Origin of the sequence: Allobosea sp. BK604 (genome assembly GCF_004341515.1) — a bacterium.
In the GTDB taxonomy this organism is placed as follows: Bacteria; Pseudomonadota; Alphaproteobacteria; order Rhizobiales; family Beijerinckiaceae; genus Allobosea.
The window spans coordinates 999,269-1,013,899 of record NZ_SLZF01000001.1 but is presented as its reverse complement, the minus strand read 5'-3'; the positions used below and the strand labels follow the sequence as shown (position 1 = coordinate 1,013,899).

The following is a 14,631-nucleotide window of genomic DNA, read 5'->3' as shown; positions in this document are numbered from 1 at the left end:
TCACCAGGTGACGCGCAGGCCGAGATTTCCCTGCACGCCATGGCCCTTGTCGTCGCCGAGCGCGGTCACATAGCCACCGGTGGCGTAGAGGCTGACATTGGCCGTGAGCTTGGCGGTCACGCCGCCGCCGATCTCGAGCGAGGAGCCCTTGAATCTCGTCGGGATGACATCGATCGTGCCGAACGTGACGTCGTCTGTGCGGCTGAAATTGTGCCAGAGGTTCACGTTGAGATAGGGCTGGATCTGCGCCGACCCCAGCAGGAAGCTTGTCTGCAACCGCGCGCCGATGCGGCCGGTGAAGCTGTCGCTGTCATCGAAGGAGACGGAAGAGAATCTGTCGAAGCTCCGGTCCAGTGACAGGTGCTGCCAGATCAGCTGCGCCTGCGGTTCGAGCGTGAAGCCGGCGCCCAGCGCAATCGGGTAGCCGCCCTCCAGCGAGGCGGTGATCGCCGTGCCGCCGATGTCCGCGCGGATGGCGCGGTCGGACCGGCCGTCGCCGTCGAGCCAGCTGTGCATCAGGACGGTGTCGACATACCAGTTGCCCGGGCCGATATGGGTCCAGTAGATGCCGAGGCTGTTGGCATTGAGATCGAGCTTGCCGACGCTATTGCGCAGCAGGCCAAGGGCGAAGCCGCGGACATCGCCTTCAGCGCCGGCATAGCCGTAGAACAGGCCGAAGCGGTCGCGATGCCCGTTCGCCCGGTCGAGAGCGTAGAGATCGAGGCCGGCCTGAAGGCCCCAGATGCGGCCATCGAATTCAGGATCGACCGTCCCCGACCAGCGCTGGTCGATACGTTCGCCGAAGACCCGGCCCCAGCCCGCGGAGAAGGCGCCTTGACCGGTCAGCAGGCTCTGTTCGCCTTGGCGCTGGTGGAAGGTCCCGAGCGCCGCCAGGCCGAGGCGGCGCACCGTCGCCGGAACGGCGGCGTAGACGGGCACTTCCGGGCGGTAGAGCGGGATGGGCGCCGAACCGGCAGGCGGTGGCGGCGGCAATGGCGGTGAGCCGGGTGCTGCGACAGGTGGTGCCGGAAGAGGGCTGCCGGGCGTCGGTGGGGAGGCTGAAGGCTGTGGCGCGACGTTGTTGCGCAGATACCAATTATGGGTCGAATCGGTGGTCGAGCCGCCATGGAACAGGATGTACTCGAACGCCCCGGCAGCGACCGGTGCAGCGAGCGAGAAGGCGGCCTGATTCGTGGTTGCACCATTGATGGCGTCCACCACGAGGATGCCGTTGCCGGTGGTGGCGGCGCCCGGCCCGCCGACATTGTTGATCGCCAGCAGCGATCCGCCGCTTGCCGTGCCGCCATTGATCACGAGCCGGTCCGAGGGCGAGCCGTCGCTGCCGAGGAAGGTGTTCAGGGCGACGGTGCCGTTCTGGCCGACGTAGTTCGAGACCGTCAGCGTGTTGCCGATTCCGCTGCCGGCCACCTGCGCCAGGCCGGCATTGATCAGCGTGCCCGCAATGGTGAAATTGCCCTTGGCGCCGCCGGCGAAGGCCGGCACCGCGTCCGCCGCGGCGATACGGCCGGCATTGGTCACGGAGCCGGCGACGCTGCCATAGCCGCCGAGCGTCGCGACGGCCGCGACGCTGACCGGGCCGCCACCCGAGAGCGCGGCAAGCGGGCTCGTCGCGTTGCCGATCGCCAAGACCCCGGCGGTCACTGCCGTTGCCCCGGTATAGCTGTTGTTGGCGGTCAGCACCGTGGTGCCCGAGCCGATCTGCGCCAGCGATCCGGCGCCGGAGATGACGCCTGCGAAGGTCACCGTATCGGAGCGGTTGAAGGCGAGGACGCCGTAGTTCGTGACGTTGCCGACAATGCTGCCGCTGGTGCCGCCAGCGCCGAGCTGGAGCGTGCCGGCGCCGATGGTGGTTCCGCCCGTGTAGCTATCGGCGGCGGTCAGCACCGTGGTGCCCGAGCCGATCTGCGCCAGCGCACCGGCGCCGGAGATTGCCCCTGCGAAGATCAGTATGTCCGAGCGGTTGAAGGCGAGGGTGCCGTTATTGGCGACGTTCCCGACGATGCTGCCGCTGGTGCCGCCGGCGCCGAGCTGGAGCGTACCGGCGGTGATGGTGGTGCCGCCCGCGTAGCTGTTGTCGGCAGTCAATACCGTGGTGCCCGAGCCGATCTGCGCCAGCGCACCGGTGCCGGAGATAGCGCCTGCGAAGGTCACTATGTCCGAGCGGTTGAAGACGAGGGTGCCGTTATTGGTGACATTGCCGACGATGCTGCCGCTGGTGCCGCCGGCGCCGAGCTGGAGCGTGCCCTCGGTGATGGTGGTGCCGCCCGCGTAGGTGTTCGCGCCGGTCAGTATCGTGGTGCCCGGCCCCGTCTTGTCGAGCGCGCCGATGCCGCTGACCGTTCCGGCATAGGTGCCGGTATCCGGCTGGGTGAAGCGGACGAGGCCGTTATTCGTGACGGTCGGGGTAAGGCTTTGCGCGGGGCCTTCGAGGGTGCCGGCCGGATCGACGATCATTTGCCCGGCATAGGCGGAATTGTCGCCGGTCAGACGCAGCGTCCCTTGCTGCACGGTCGCCACCTGTACATCGGTGAGCGAGCCGCTCAGGGTCCAGGTTCCGGGCTCGATCTTGGTCAGCGTCTCGAATCCGGTGACGAGGCTGGCGTTGAGCGCCGAGGGGCCGCTGCCGGCGAGCACGAGCGCGTCGGTTCCCTCGCCGCCGAGTATCTGCTGCGCCGGCGAGACATTGGCATCGCCGAGATTGCGCAAGGTCGCGGTGTCGTCGCCGGTGCCCAGGTCGATCAGCCCGCCGATCGTGCCGCCACCCTGCCAGAGGAAGGTATCGGTCCCGGTGCTCATCCGGATTTCGCCGGCAATCGCGCCGCCCGTCACGGTGACGCTGTCCGTGCCGCCACTGACGCTGATATTGCCGCCGATCGAGCCGTCCGAGATCGTGATCGTGTCGTTGCCGAAGCCGGTGATCAGATTGCCGATGATCCTGCCGCCGGACATGTTGAAGACGTTGTTGTCGAGCTTCATATCGACGCGGCCAATCGTGCCGCCGGTCATGACCGCATTGTCGCCGTCTTCGAACGCCCCGACGATCGTGCCGCCGGACATGAAGAACGTGTCGAGCCCGTCGCCCTGCGCCAAGGCGCCGATGCTGCCGCCGGTCATGAAGGCGTCGGTACCGGCGCCTTGCTGGGCGAGGCCGCTCACCGTACCGCCATTGATCTCGAAGCGATCCACGCCCGGTCCGGTGTTAACGCCGCCTGTGATCGTTGCGGTACTGCCGCCGGGAAGCGTGATCAGGCTGATGCCGACCGTGTTGGAATAACTGGCGATGGTGCCGCCGGCGATGGTCACGGTCTTGGTGCCGGCGCCGCCGGTAATGCCGCCGGAGTAGGTGCCGCTGTTCACCGTCAGCGTGTCGTTGCCGGCCAGGAGATCGATGGGAGCGGCTGTCGGATCGGGCGGGGTCACCGCCGCGCAGACGACGATATCGTCACCGGCGGACGTCGCTCCGCATCCGGCCGAGGCGGTGTCCGATAGTATTGCCGAGGCTAGCAGGGCGGTCGATGACAGCAGCGCAAAATAGCGGCTTCGGTTGAGTTTGGACACTCTTCCCCCCTTCGCTATGTCGTATGCTGGACAACCGGCCAAGCATCGCGTCCACTACGTATGAAGGGCGGCTCACCAACTAATGCTGCCTATTCTGGGGGCGGTTTTAGCTTTCGGTCCAGCCGAGATTGCCGGGGATGATTAAGGCAATCCGAACATGGCGGGGGCTTGCCGGCCGCCATATTGGCTCTCCAGGGGCGGCAACAGCCTGAAATATCTGTCATTCCGGGAACGCAAAGGTTCCAAGCCGACCTGCGGCCGATATGCGTCGAAAACAGGGTGGGCTGGCGCGAGCGGGACGCGAATTCTCACCCAAATTCTCGAAATGATCGCATCGCAGGCGGTGATTCCACGAGAATCATCGCGCGAAGCTGCCGCGCGATGATCCCGTCGACGCCTGGCCCAGCCGCTACGCCAGATACTGGCCGCCATTCACCGTGAAGGTCGCGCCGGTGGAGAAGGCGCCGTGATCGGACGCGAGGAAGACGACCATCTGGGCGATTTCCTCCGGCTTTCCGAGCCGGCCCATCGGGATGCCGGCGACGACGCGCTTCAGCGCTTCCTCCGGCATGGCCGAGACCATGTCGGTGCCGATGTAGCCCGGTGCGATCGCGTTGACGGTGATGCCCTTCACCGCGTTCTCCTGGGCCAGCGCCTTGACGAAGCCGATATCGCCGGCCTTGGCGGCGGAATAATTGACCTGGCCCATCTGGCCCTTCTGGCCATTGATCGAGGAGATCACGATGATCCGGCCGAAGGAGCGGGCGCGCATGCCTTCGATCACCGGGCGCGTCATGTTGAAGAGCGAATCGAGATTGGTGCGGATGACCGCCGACCACTGATCCTTGCTCATCTTGTGGAAGAAGCCGTCGCGGGTGATGCCGGCATTGTTGATCAGGATATCGACCGGGCCGTTCTCGGCCTCGACAGTCGCGATGCCGGCGGCGCAGGCGTCATAATCGCCGACGTCCCATTTATAGACCGGGATGCCCGTCTCGGCCTTGAACTTGGCGGCCGCCTCGTCGTTACCGGCATAATTGGCCGCGACCTTGTGGCCGGCCTCCTGCAAGGCCTTGCAGATCGCCGCGCCGATGCCGCGCGTTCCCCCCGTGACAAGTGCCACCCTAGCCATGTCGTCTCTCCCCTGTGTGCGTTTATGGCTCTGGACTATTGCTCTGACAGTTTCAGGTCGGGTGAGTAGGGCACCTCCACATCCTTGATGATTGCCTGGCCGCAGATCACGCGCTGCGTCTTCTCGTCATAGGTCAGGGTCGGGTGCCCATAGAGCACCCAGCCCTTGCTCAAGGCTTCCGAGACCCGATGACAGAAGGAGGCGTCATCGGGCCCGGTCAGGTAGCGGTAGAGGGTGTTCTGCTTCGGCATTGCCGCAGATCTCAGCGCTCCAGCGCCATGGCGACGCCCATGCCGCCGCCGATGCAAAGCGTGGCGAGGCCCTTCTTGGCATCGCGCTTGGCCATCTCGTGCAGCAGCGTCACCAGCACGCGGGCACCGGACGCGCCGATCGGATGGCCGATCGCGATGGCGCCGCCATTGACGTTGACCAGGTCCGGATTCCAGCCGAGATCCTTGTTCACGGCGAGAGCCTGGGCGGCGAAAGCTTCGTTGGCCTCGACGAGGTCGAGATCGCCGACGCTCCAGCCGGCCTTCTCCAGTGCCTTGCGGGTCGCCGGGATCGGGCCCGAGCCCATGATCGCCGGGTCGACGCCGGCCGTGGCCCAGGAGGCGATGCGGGCGAGCGGGGTGAGCCCGCGCTTGGCGGCTTCCTTGGCGGTCATCAGCACCAGCGCGGCGGCGCCGTCATTGATGCCCGAGGCGTTGCCGGCGGTGACGGTGCCGTCCTTCGAGAAGGCGGGGCGCAGCTTGGCCATGGCCTCGAGATTGGCGCCGTGACGCGGATATTCATCGGCATCGACGACGATGTCGCCCTTGCGCGTCGAGATGGTGAAGGGGACGATCTCGTCCTTGAAACGGCCGGCCTTCTGCGCGGCCTCGGCCTTGTTCTGCGAGCCGACCGCGAATTTGTCCTGCTCCTCGCGGCTGATCTGCCACTTGGTCGCGACGTTCTCGGCCGTGGTGCCCATATGGTAGCCGTGGAAGGCGTCCCAGAGCCCGTCCTTGATCATGGTGTCGACGAACTTGGTGTCGCCCATCTTGGTGCCGTTGCGCAGATGCGCGGCATGCGGGGCCATCGACATCGATTCCTGGCCGCCGGCGACGATGATGTCGGCATCGCCATTGGCGATCTGCTGCAGGCCGATCGCGACCGCGCGCAGACCGGAGCCGCAAAGCTGGTTGAGGCCCCAGGCGGTCGCCTCCTGCGGAATGCCGGCGTTCATCGCGGCCTGGCGGGCCGGGTTCTGGCCCTGAGCGGCGGTCAGGATCTGGCCCAGGATGACCTCGTCGACCTCGCCGGCCTCGACCTTGGCGCGGCTGAGGGCTTCCTTGATCGCGGCGGTGCCGAGATCATGGGCCGGTGTGTTGGCGAAAGCGCCATTGAAGGCGCCAACCGCGGTCCGCGCGGCGCCGACGATCACGATATCAGTCTCGGCCATTGAACATTCCTCGCTGTTGCCGTGCCGATCCGGGCTTCGGACCGGCCGGTTTCGACCCACCATCGAAGGCCGCCGCTGCCGCGTCAAGCCGCCGAAAGGCTGTATAGCCAGCGGCAGAACGTCCTTTTGTGACAGAGACGGCGCAAGCCCGTTCAGGGCGGGTTCAGACTCGACTTTATGCTGTCATTTAAAAAACTTGCAGCAAGCTGCTGACAGGCTATCGTCCTCCCCCGGGAGGATCGTTCCGTCCGGTCTCTAGGTCAGGCGCGAACCAAAACGATGTGGGACACGATGGCCAGCGAGAAAGAACCGACTGTCATCAAGAAATACGCCAATCGCAGGCTCTATCACACGGGTACGAGCTCCTATGTCACGCTGGAGGATCTCGCGGGCCTGGTTCGCGGCGGCGAGGATTTCGTCGTCTACGACGCCAAGACAGGCGAGGACATCACCCGCTCGGTGCTGGCCCAGATCATCTTCGACGAGGAGAGCAAGGACGGGCAGAACCTGCTGCCGATCACCTTCCTGCGCCAGCTCATCCGCTTCTACGGCGACAGCATGCAGGCGCTGGTGCCGCGCTATCTCGAATTCTCGATGGATAATCTGGCCAAGGAGCAGAACCAGTTCCGCGATCAGATGAGCAAGGCCTTCGGCACGAATCCGATGGATGCGATCCAGGCGCAGACGCGGGCGAACATGGCGATGTTCACCGAGGCTTTCCGGCTGTTCAATCCCTTTGCCGCCGCGGCCGCCGCCAAGGCGAAGACCGAGGCGGAAGCGGCCCCGCCGGCAGCGCAGAAAGGCGACGAACTCGGCGACCTGAAGCGCGAGCTCTCCGAAATGCGCGACAGGCTGGACAAGCTCGCCAAGGCGAAATGACGTCGAGGCGTCGTGCCCCGGCCTGAGCCGGGCAGTTCGTGACGGAATGCAGTCTCGTTCCAGATCATCGGGCCGGATATCGTATCCGGTCTGATGATCTAGCTAGTTGTTTTGCATCGGCTTTTCCGAAAGCCGCAATCCGCTTTCCGGGCCGATGCGCTAGCTGAAATTCCCGGTGTGCGCTTCGCCGCCCCCCGATTGATGTCGGCTCAGCCTGCGGCGCGCAGCGGATTGGCCGTCTCCGGCTTCCAGAGCTCGGCCTTTCCGACGAGATGGCCCTGCAGATAGGTCACGCCCCAGTCGGCAAGCATGCTCGCCTGAAGGTCGTCATCGACCCATTCGGCGACCGTGTCGACCTGGAGATGGCGCGCGAGATCGATCAGCGTGCGCACGTAGAATCGGTCGTCAGTCGAGCGGCGCAGGTTCTGGGTGAAGGCGCCGTCGAGCTTGAGTATGTCGATCGGGAAGGCGCGCAGGTGCTTGAGCGAGGTATGGCCGGCGCCGAAATCGTCGATGGCGACGCGCGCGCCCTGCGCCTTGACTGTGCCGAGCAGGCGAGCCATGCGCGACGGATCCTCGATCGTCGCGGTCTCGGTGACTTCGACGATCAGGCGTGAGGCGACGCCCTTGGCGCCGTTCGTCGCCGCCAGGAAGGCCTCGAGCCATTCCGGATCGCTGAGCGAGCGCGGCGAAACGTTGATCGATAGCGTCATGGAGGGGTCGCTCGCCAGCATCGCGATCGCCAGTTCCAGCACGCGGTGGTCGAAAAGCCGCACCAGTCCGCGCCGCTCCAGGAGCGGGATCAGCTCCGCCGACGCGAAGTACAAGCCGTGCGCACCGCGTCCGACCCGCAGCAAGGCCTCGTGAAAGACAGTCTCGCGCGATTTCGCGGAGACGATGGGCTGCAATGCCAGGGTGACGCGGCGCTCGTTCAGCGCGGCGACCGCCTGGACATCGAGCCCCGTCTGCTCGGTCCCGGGCTCACGGACGACGCGCTGCTTGGCGACGACGGCCGAATCGACCGCGCCGCTGCGCGCGAAGGTGAGCGCATTCTCGGCCGCGGCGACCAGGCTGCCGGCCTGGCGCGACAGATCGGGCGCGATCGCGGCGCCGACGCGCAAGCGGGCGAGCGCGATGCCGTGCGAGGTTTCGATCGCCGACAGCGCCACAGCCTTGATGAAGCGGCGCGCGGCGGGCTCGGCCTGGTTGGCGGGGCAACCCGCCAGCAGGATGGCGAAGCGGTTGCTCGAATAGCGCACGAGATGATCCCGCCGCCGCAGGACCGAGCGCAGGCGCTCCTGGACCACGCCGATGATCTCATCGGTGGCCTCGTGGCCGAAATCGTCGTTCAGCCGGGCGAGTTCATCGATCGCCGCCACCAGCAGCACGACCGAGCGCTCAGCCGGAAGATGTTCGCCAAGCGCCATCTCGACACGCTCGACCAGGGCGGCGCGGTCGCAATTGTCGTGGTTCGGGCGGTTGAGCTCGTCGGCCCTCACGGCCTGCTCGAGCCGCAACACGCCGCGCGCACTGGCCGGGCGGCCATCGATGCCGGCGAACCAGCGCCCGGCATCCTCCACCCACATCTTGCGGCCGGGCAGGGCGACGGCATAGCGGGTGCGGTAGATCACGCCCTCGCCATGGTCCTGGCCGCCGGAGGAGAAGATCGCGTCATAGCGGCTGCGGCCGCTGCCGGGCTCGACCAAGGCGGCGAAAGCGAAGCCGCGATTCGTCACCGCTGCGGGAAGCGCGCCGAGGACGTCCTGGACATTCGGGCCCCATTTCAGGCCGTCGCTGGCGATGTCCCAGCTATAGGCTACTTCGCCGATGGAGGAGAGCAGGCTGCGCGGATCGGCAAGGGCCTCGTCGCGGGGACCGAATATCGATGGCGCGGGCATCGTTCTGAGGCCTCAATGGCGCTGATTGCACGGGGCTGTTCGGCACCGTGCCGTCCTGGCTGGACGAGGGTTGGGGATATGTCCCGAAACGATGCAGGTTTTTGCCCTAACGCATCGTTAAGGCTGGCAGCGGGATTGCAGAATTTGCTCCGAAAATTGCGATTCGCGTCGGAGCGGGACATGACCGGAGCCGAGAGCCGGGAGGAGAGCAGCATCACGGCGCCGCGCGCGCTGGCGATGGTGCTGCTGCAGCTGGCGGCGAGCCAGGCCGAAATCGGCCCCTTCGCCCCGCGTGGGCGTGAGGCGCCGCAGGTGGCGGCGGGGCGGTATCGTGCAGCGGCTGCGCGGCATGCGACCATGCGCCGACCCCGTCTGACCGCCTGAGCGCGCGCCAAAGAAAAAGCCGGCCTTTCGGCCGGCTTCAACATTTCAGCAAATCGCGAGGCTCACGCCTCGGACTTGGCCTTCAGCACCTGGCGACCGCGATACATGCCGCTCTTCAGGTCGACATGGTGCGGACGGCGCAGTTCGCCGGAGTTCTTGTCCTCGATATAGGTCGGCTGCTTCAGCGCGTCGGCCGAGCGGCGCATGCCACGCTTCGACGGCGAAGTCTTTCTCTTCGGAACGGCCATTCTACTCTCCATCGTGCCATCGCCCGGAGGCTGGCAGTCAAAGCCACGCCACCGCCATGACGACGGATCAATCTCGTGAGGCGTTGCCCATACACGCTCGCCGCGGGGATTGCTAGTGCCTAATCGGCTTTTCCGCCAGAGGGGATCGCACAATCGCCGAGCGGGCCGAGCTGGATCGTCCGGCGCTGCACTCTGCCCGCGGCCGATTGCAGGGCGCGGCTCGGTTTCGCCGGATTGCGCAGGATCGGATTGGGCAGCGCGCCGGCGAGCCTTGCCGCCTCCGCAGGTGTGAGGCGGGCGGCCGGCTTGTGGAAATAATGTTGCGAGGCGGCCTCGGCCCCGAAGATGCCGTCACCCCATTCGGCGACGTTGAGGTAGACCTCGATCACCCTCCGTTTCGGCCAGACGAGCTCGATCAGCATGGCGAGCGGAATCTCAAGTCCCTTGCGAATGTAGGAACGGTCCGGCCAGAGGAAGACGTTCTTGGCCGTCTGCATGGTGAGGGTCGAGGCGCCACGGCTCGGCCCGTCCTCGTCATCGAGCACGCTGTTGAGCTCGATCCAGTCGACTCCAGCATGGCTGCAGAAACGCTGGTCCTCGGAGGCGATCACGGCCCGGATCAGGTTGGGGGAGATCTGCTCGAGCGGCACCCATTCCCGCTCGACCGGCTTGAACGTGAGCCAGCGGCCGAGCATCAAGGTCGAGGGCACAGGCACGAAGCGATAGAGCACAAGCCCCAGTGCCAGCAGGAGGACAAGGGAGACGAGGATGCGGTAGCACCAGCCGACCACACGGCTGATGATTCCGCGCCGCCTCGAGCGCTCCCGACTAACCACGACCGTCATGCCCCCGCACCTTGACGATCCCGCCCCCGTCCGGCAAGGCCCCGCCACGTCACCAAACCCCGAGACGCGCGCATGAGTTCCGCCCATCACGACGAAGCCCTGCCGACGCGACTGGCGCGGAATGCCGATGCGATCGAGGCGCTGCTCGACAGGTTGCTCAGCTTCGAGGACGGGCCAGGCGAGATCGCCCGTCCCGAGCGCCTGCTTGCGGCGATGCGCCATGGCGCTCTCGGCGGCGGCAAGCGCTTGCGGCCCTTCCTGGTTGTCGAGACGGCGCGGCTGTTCGGCGCGAGCGAGGCGCAGGCGCTGCGCGCGGGAGCGGCGGTCGAGCTGCTGCATTGCTATTCGCTCGTGCATGACGACCTGCCCTCGATGGACGACGACGACACCCGGCGCGGACGCCCGACCGTGCACAAGGCCTTCGACGAGGCGACCGCGATCCTCGCCGGCGATGCGCTGCTGACGCTCGCCTTCGAGGTGATGGCCGATCCGGAGACGCACCGATCGGGCGAGGTGCGCGCGGCTCTGGCGCTGTGCCTGGCCCGAGCCTCCGGCCTTGCCGGCATGGTCGGTGGCCAGATGCTCGATCTTGCAGCGGAAGGCCGCTTCGAGCCCGCGCCGCGCGCGCTTGGCGAGCCTGATATCCGCCGCCTCCAGGCGATGAAGACCGGCGCGCTGCTCCGGGCGAGCGTCGAGATCGGCGGGCTGATCGGCGGCGCCGATGCGGCCGCGCTCGATGCGCTCAGGCGCTATGGCCGCGCGGTCGGCGCGGCCTTCCAGGTCGCGGACGACATCCTCGACGTGGAGGCGACGCCGGAAGAACTCGGCAAGGCCACGGCCAAGGATGCCGACAAGGGCAAGGGCACGCTGGTCTCGGCACTCGGGCTCGAGGCCGCCAAGCGGGAGCGCGACCGGCTGCGCGACGAGGCGATCACGGCGCTGGCGGGCTTCGGCGAAGAGGCTGGGATGTTGCGCGCCGCGGCGCGGTTCGCAGCGGCGCGGCGGAGCTGATCCGAACGAGGGCGGCGGAGCTCATCGGAGCGAGGGAAGGGGAGCGAGGCATCATGCAACTACGCTGTGTCGAGTGCGGGGCGACATTCGCCCCGGAGCTGATCTACCGCTGCAAGACCTGTGGCGGCATCCTCGAACAGCTGGGCCATGACGAGGTCGCGCCCTTCTCCTTCGGCGAGGGCCGGACGCCGCTGCTGCGCGCGAGCCGGATCGAGGCGAGCCTGCCCGGCTTCTCCGGCGAGATCTGGCTCAAGGACGAGACGCGCAACCCGTCGGGTTCGTTCAAGGACCGGCTGATCTCGGCTGCGCTCGGCCGGGCGATCGCCATGGGCGTGAAGGGCGTCGTCTGCGCCTCCTCCGGCAATGCCGGGGCGGCGACCGCGGCTTATGCGGCGCGTGCCGGCGTTCCCGCCATCATCATCGTGCCGGCCCATACGCCGATGGGCAAGGTCACGCAGATCGCCGCCCATGGCGCCGTGCTGCTTCTGGTCGAGGGCCATTACAGCCGCTCCTACGACCTCGCGCGCGCGCTGGCCGAGGAGCACGGCTTTGCCAACCTGACGACGACCTTCATCAACCCCTACGCGGTCGCCGGCCTCACCGAGGTCGGGTCGGAAATCCTCGCGCAGCTCGGTCATGCCGCGCCGAGCCATGTCCTGATCCCGACCGGCAGCGGGCCGCTGGTGAAGGGCGTCTGGCAGGGGCTGCTCGATGCCGGCGCCACGACCCGGCTGGTCGCGGTGCAGGCGGAAGGCTGCGCACCGATCGTCCAGGCCTTCGAAGCGGACGCGAAGCAGGTCACCGCCTGGGGCATGCCCGAAACGATCGCGTCGGGGATCAGCGACCCGCTGATCGGCTATGAGCGCGACGGCACCTATACGCTGCGGCTGGTGCGGGAGAGCGGCGGGCTCGCGCTCTCGGTCAGCGATGACGAGTTGCGGGCCGCCATGCGGAGCCTGGCGCGGCTGGAAGGCGTCTATGCCGAGCCGACCGGCGCGAGCCCGATCGCGGCCCTGCCTCGGCTCGTCACGGAGGGGCATTTGCCGGCAGGCGCACGCGTCGTCTGCCTGATCACCGGTCATGGCTTCAAGGATGGCCGGGCCTATCAGGAGATGCCGGCTCGCACACTTCGCGTCGAAGACCCGAAGAACACGGTGGCGGTGGCGAAACTCTGCGAAGAGGCGATGCGCGAGCACGCCTAGATGATTGGACCGGATATCGTATCCGGTCTGATGATCCAGCTTCTTGTTTTCGCATCGGCTTTTCCGAAAACCGCAACCCACTTTTCGAGCCGATGCGCCAGGCCGGGGTGCCGTACCGCTTGATGACCCCGGGGCGAGGCCTTTCCCGGAATATCGTCACATTTGTTACTCTCGGTGCCGGGTATCCGGCGCCAGACTGCCACCTGATCGACATCAGCGATGAACCCCGCCCGAGGCGGGAACATCGCTCAAATCAGGAGGTTTCAGGGTCATGACGACATCAGCCGAGAATGGAAGCCAGGGTGCGCAGCCGGCGATGCATAAGCCGCCGGTCGTGTCGCAGCAGGCATGGGACGCGGCTCACAAAGAGCTGCTCGTGAAGGAAAAAGCCCAGAGCCGCGCCCGCGACGCGCTCGCCGCCGAGCGCCGGCGCATGCCATGGATGGCCGTCGAGAAGGCCTATGCGTTCGAGGGGCCGGCGGGCAAGGTCAGCCTGCTCGACCTGTTCGAGGGACGGCGCCAGCTCATCATCTATCGCGCTTTCTATGAGCCGGGCGTGTTCGGCTGGCCAGAGCATGCCTGCCGGGGCTGCTCGATGGTGGCGGACCAAGTCGCGCATCTCGCCCATCTGAATGCCCGCGACACCACGCTCGTCTTCGTCTCGCGCGCGCCGCAGGCCGAGATCGTGCGGCTGAAGGAACGGATGGGCTGGACGATGCCGTGGTTCACCATCACGGACAGTTTCGACGGTGATTTCGGGGTGGACGAGTGGCACGGCACGAATGTGTTCTATCGCGACGGCGACCAGGTGTTCCGCACCTATTTCGTCAACAACCGCGGCGACGAGCAGATGGGGAACACCTGGAACTATCTCGATATCACGCCGCTGGGGCGTCAGGAGGTCTGGGAGGATTCGCCGGAGGGCTACCCGCAGACGCCGACCTATAAGTGGTGGAACTGGCACGACAGCTATGTCGCGGACGCGGCGCCCGACAAGAGATGGGTCGAGGTCTCGGATGCCGGCGAGGCGGCGTTCAGGAACCAGGACGCGAGCGCGAAATCCCAGATGACCTAGCTCTTTGTTTTCGCATCGGTTTTTCCGAAAGCCGCAATCCACTTTTCGGGCCGATGCGCTAAGTCCGTTGGCCTCGATCCGGATGATCGTCTCTCAGGCAAAGCTGTTTGGGGCAGACGAACGGAAACAGCCCGGCGCCATGCGCCAGGCTGTTCCAAAAGTCCAAAGGCTGTGGTTCAGAACTTGTAGTTCACGCCGACGCGCAGGATGCCGCCGGCGCCGTTGCCGTCCGTGGTCGCGGTATAGAGACCGGCGGGAAGCACGCCGCCCGGCCCGTTGACGAAGGCGCGGCTCTTACGTCCCTCGCCGTTCTCGATGTAGAGACCTTCGATCTTCATCGTCCAGTTGTTGGTGAAGGCGTATTCGACGCCGCCGCCGATGGTCCAGCCGATATTGCTGGTGTTGTTGCCGGTCAGCGGATTGCTGTTCAGGCCACCATAGGCCAGACCGCCGGTGATGTAGATCAGGGTCCGGTCGATGGCGTAACCCAGGCGAGCGCGGACGGTGCCGAGATAGCCGCCGTCATTTCCGCCGCGGGCCCACCAGCTATAGGCACCCCAGGAGACGTCGCCGCCGACATCGACATACTGGATGTCGGTCTCGACACCGTAGACGATCGAGCCGACCTGGAAGTTATAGCCGATCTGGCCGCCGCCGACGAAGACGCCGTCGCCGCCGCCGCCGGACAGGATGCCGGAGGAGCCTGGCGTCGGGCCGGTGATGACGACGTCACGCGAATCCGACCAGCCCACGCCGGCATTCAGACCGACATAGAAGCCGGTCCAGGTGAACACGGGGGCGTAAATGACAGGGGGGGCCGCGCGGACCGGCAGATCGGCCGCGTAGCTCGATGTCGCCAGGCATGCCGCGAGCACGGCTGTGGATACGAGGCTTAGGCGCATGCTATCCTCCCATAGTGGCGGTTACCAAGGCTGAC

13 protein-coding genes are annotated in these 14,631 nt (G+C 66.6%); 5 read left to right on the top strand and 8 right to left on the bottom strand.

What is annotated here, in order from left to right:
- The 4 genes from EV560_RS04945 to EV560_RS04930 all read right to left on the bottom strand — a co-directional run bounded on the left by EV560_RS04945 (position 1) and on the right by EV560_RS04930 (position 6,152).
- On the bottom strand, positions 1-3,579 hold the full coding sequence (locus EV560_RS04945; protein WP_131854534.1) for an autotransporter outer membrane beta-barrel domain-containing protein: 3,579 nt from the start codon (positions 3,577-3,579) through the stop codon (positions 1-3).
- Between the two features lie 409 nt (positions 3,580-3,988).
- On the bottom strand, positions 3,989-4,711 hold the full coding sequence (gene phbB, locus EV560_RS04940) for an acetoacetyl-CoA reductase (RefSeq protein ID WP_131854532.1): 723 nt from the start codon (positions 4,709-4,711) through the stop codon (positions 3,989-3,991).
- Between the two features lie 35 nt (positions 4,712-4,746).
- Positions 4,747-4,962, bottom strand: coding sequence for a DUF1737 domain-containing protein (locus EV560_RS04935; protein ID WP_131854530.1), 216 nt, complete (start codon positions 4,960-4,962; stop codon positions 4,747-4,749).
- Between the two features lie 11 nt (positions 4,963-4,973).
- The gene (locus tag EV560_RS04930) at positions 4,974-6,152 is read right to left on the bottom strand and encodes an acetyl-CoA C-acetyltransferase (protein WP_131854528.1); all 1,179 of its coding nucleotides are present in this window, start codon (positions 6,150-6,152) and stop codon (positions 4,974-4,976) included.
- A gap of 291 nt (positions 6,153-6,443) precedes the next feature.
- On the opposite strand from EV560_RS04930, the gene phaR reads away from it, so the two are divergent.
- Positions 6,444-7,031 (top strand): polyhydroxyalkanoate synthesis repressor PhaR, encoded by a 588-nt coding sequence (gene phaR, locus EV560_RS04925; protein WP_131854526.1) that lies wholly within the window; start codon positions 6,444-6,446, stop codon positions 7,029-7,031.
- A 209-nt stretch (positions 7,032-7,240) separates the two neighbouring features.
- Here phaR and EV560_RS04920 read toward each other — a convergent pair whose 3' ends face one another.
- The gene (locus EV560_RS04920) at positions 7,241-8,929 is read right to left on the bottom strand and encodes a bifunctional diguanylate cyclase/phosphodiesterase (protein ID WP_131854524.1); all 1,689 of its coding nucleotides are present in this window, start codon (positions 8,927-8,929) and stop codon (positions 7,241-7,243) included.
- A 180-nt stretch (positions 8,930-9,109) separates the two neighbouring features.
- On the opposite strand from EV560_RS04920, the gene EV560_RS04915 reads away from it, so the two are divergent.
- The gene (locus EV560_RS04915; protein ID WP_131854522.1) at positions 9,110-9,313 is read left to right on the top strand and encodes a hypothetical protein; all 204 of its coding nucleotides are present in this window, start codon (positions 9,110-9,112) and stop codon (positions 9,311-9,313) included.
- Positions 9,314-9,375: 62 nt separating this feature from the next.
- Here EV560_RS04915 and rpmF read toward each other — a convergent pair whose 3' ends face one another.
- The gene (gene rpmF, locus EV560_RS04910; RefSeq protein ID WP_056710300.1) at positions 9,376-9,561 is read right to left on the bottom strand and encodes a 50S ribosomal protein L32; all 186 of its coding nucleotides are present in this window, start codon (positions 9,559-9,561) and stop codon (positions 9,376-9,378) included.
- Positions 9,562-9,680: 119 nt separating this feature from the next.
- The gene (mtgA, locus tag EV560_RS04905) at positions 9,681-10,406 is read right to left on the bottom strand and encodes a monofunctional biosynthetic peptidoglycan transglycosylase (protein WP_131854520.1); all 726 of its coding nucleotides are present in this window, start codon (positions 10,404-10,406) and stop codon (positions 9,681-9,683) included.
- 72 nt (positions 10,407-10,478) lie between these two features.
- Between mtgA and EV560_RS04900 the strand changes: the two genes are divergently transcribed.
- The 3 genes from EV560_RS04900 (at position 10,479) to EV560_RS04890 (ending at position 13,694) form a co-directional block, all read left to right on the top strand.
- Positions 10,479-11,417 (top strand): polyprenyl synthetase family protein, encoded by a 939-nt coding sequence (locus EV560_RS04900; RefSeq protein ID WP_131854518.1) that lies wholly within the window; start codon positions 10,479-10,481, stop codon positions 11,415-11,417.
- Positions 11,418-11,470: 53 nt separating this feature from the next.
- A complete protein-coding gene (gene thrC, locus EV560_RS04895; protein WP_131854516.1) occupies positions 11,471-12,619 on the top strand; it encodes a threonine synthase in 1,149 nt (382 codons plus the stop codon).
- A gap of 271 nt (positions 12,620-12,890) precedes the next feature.
- Entirely contained in the window at positions 12,891-13,694 is an 804-nt protein-coding gene (locus EV560_RS04890) for a DUF899 domain-containing protein (protein WP_131854514.1), read from the top strand.
- 176 nt (positions 13,695-13,870) lie between these two features.
- Here the strand turns inward: EV560_RS04890 and EV560_RS04885 are convergent, their stop codons facing one another.
- Positions 13,871-14,596, bottom strand: coding sequence for an outer membrane protein (locus tag EV560_RS04885; protein WP_131854512.1), 726 nt, complete (start codon positions 14,594-14,596; stop codon positions 13,871-13,873).
- Positions 14,597-14,631: the final 35 nt, after the last annotated feature.

Coding starts and splice junctions, on each gene's coding strand:
- phbB (WP_131854532.1), bottom strand. CDS start 4,711: ATGGCTAGGGTGGCACTTGTCACGGGGGGAACGCGCGGCATCGGCGCG.
- EV560_RS04935 (WP_131854530.1), bottom strand. CDS start 4,962: ATGCCGAAGCAGAACACCCTCTACCGCTACCTGACCGGGCCCGATGAC.
- EV560_RS04930 (WP_131854528.1), bottom strand. CDS start 6,152: ATGGCCGAGACTGATATCGTGATCGTCGGCGCCGCGCGGACCGCGGTT.
- phaR (WP_131854526.1), top strand. CDS start 6,444: ATGGCCAGCGAGAAAGAACCGACTGTCATCAAGAAATACGCCAATCGC.
- EV560_RS04920 (WP_131854524.1), bottom strand. CDS start 8,929: ATGCCCGCGCCATCGATATTCGGTCCCCGCGACGAGGCCCTTGCCGAT.
- EV560_RS04915 (WP_131854522.1), top strand. CDS start 9,110: ATGACCGGAGCCGAGAGCCGGGAGGAGAGCAGCATCACGGCGCCGCGC.
- rpmF (WP_056710300.1), bottom strand. CDS start 9,561: ATGGCCGTTCCGAAGAGAAAGACTTCGCCGTCGAAGCGTGGCATGCGC.
- mtgA (WP_131854520.1), bottom strand. CDS start 10,406: ATGACGGTCGTGGTTAGTCGGGAGCGCTCGAGGCGGCGCGGAATCATC.
- EV560_RS04900 (WP_131854518.1), top strand. CDS start 10,479: ATGAGTTCCGCCCATCACGACGAAGCCCTGCCGACGCGACTGGCGCGG.
- thrC (WP_131854516.1), top strand. CDS start 11,471: ATGCAACTACGCTGTGTCGAGTGCGGGGCGACATTCGCCCCGGAGCTG.
- EV560_RS04890 (WP_131854514.1), top strand. CDS start 12,891: ATGACGACATCAGCCGAGAATGGAAGCCAGGGTGCGCAGCCGGCGATG.
- EV560_RS04885 (WP_131854512.1), bottom strand. CDS start 14,596: ATGCGCCTAAGCCTCGTATCCACAGCCGTGCTCGCGGCATGCCTGGCG.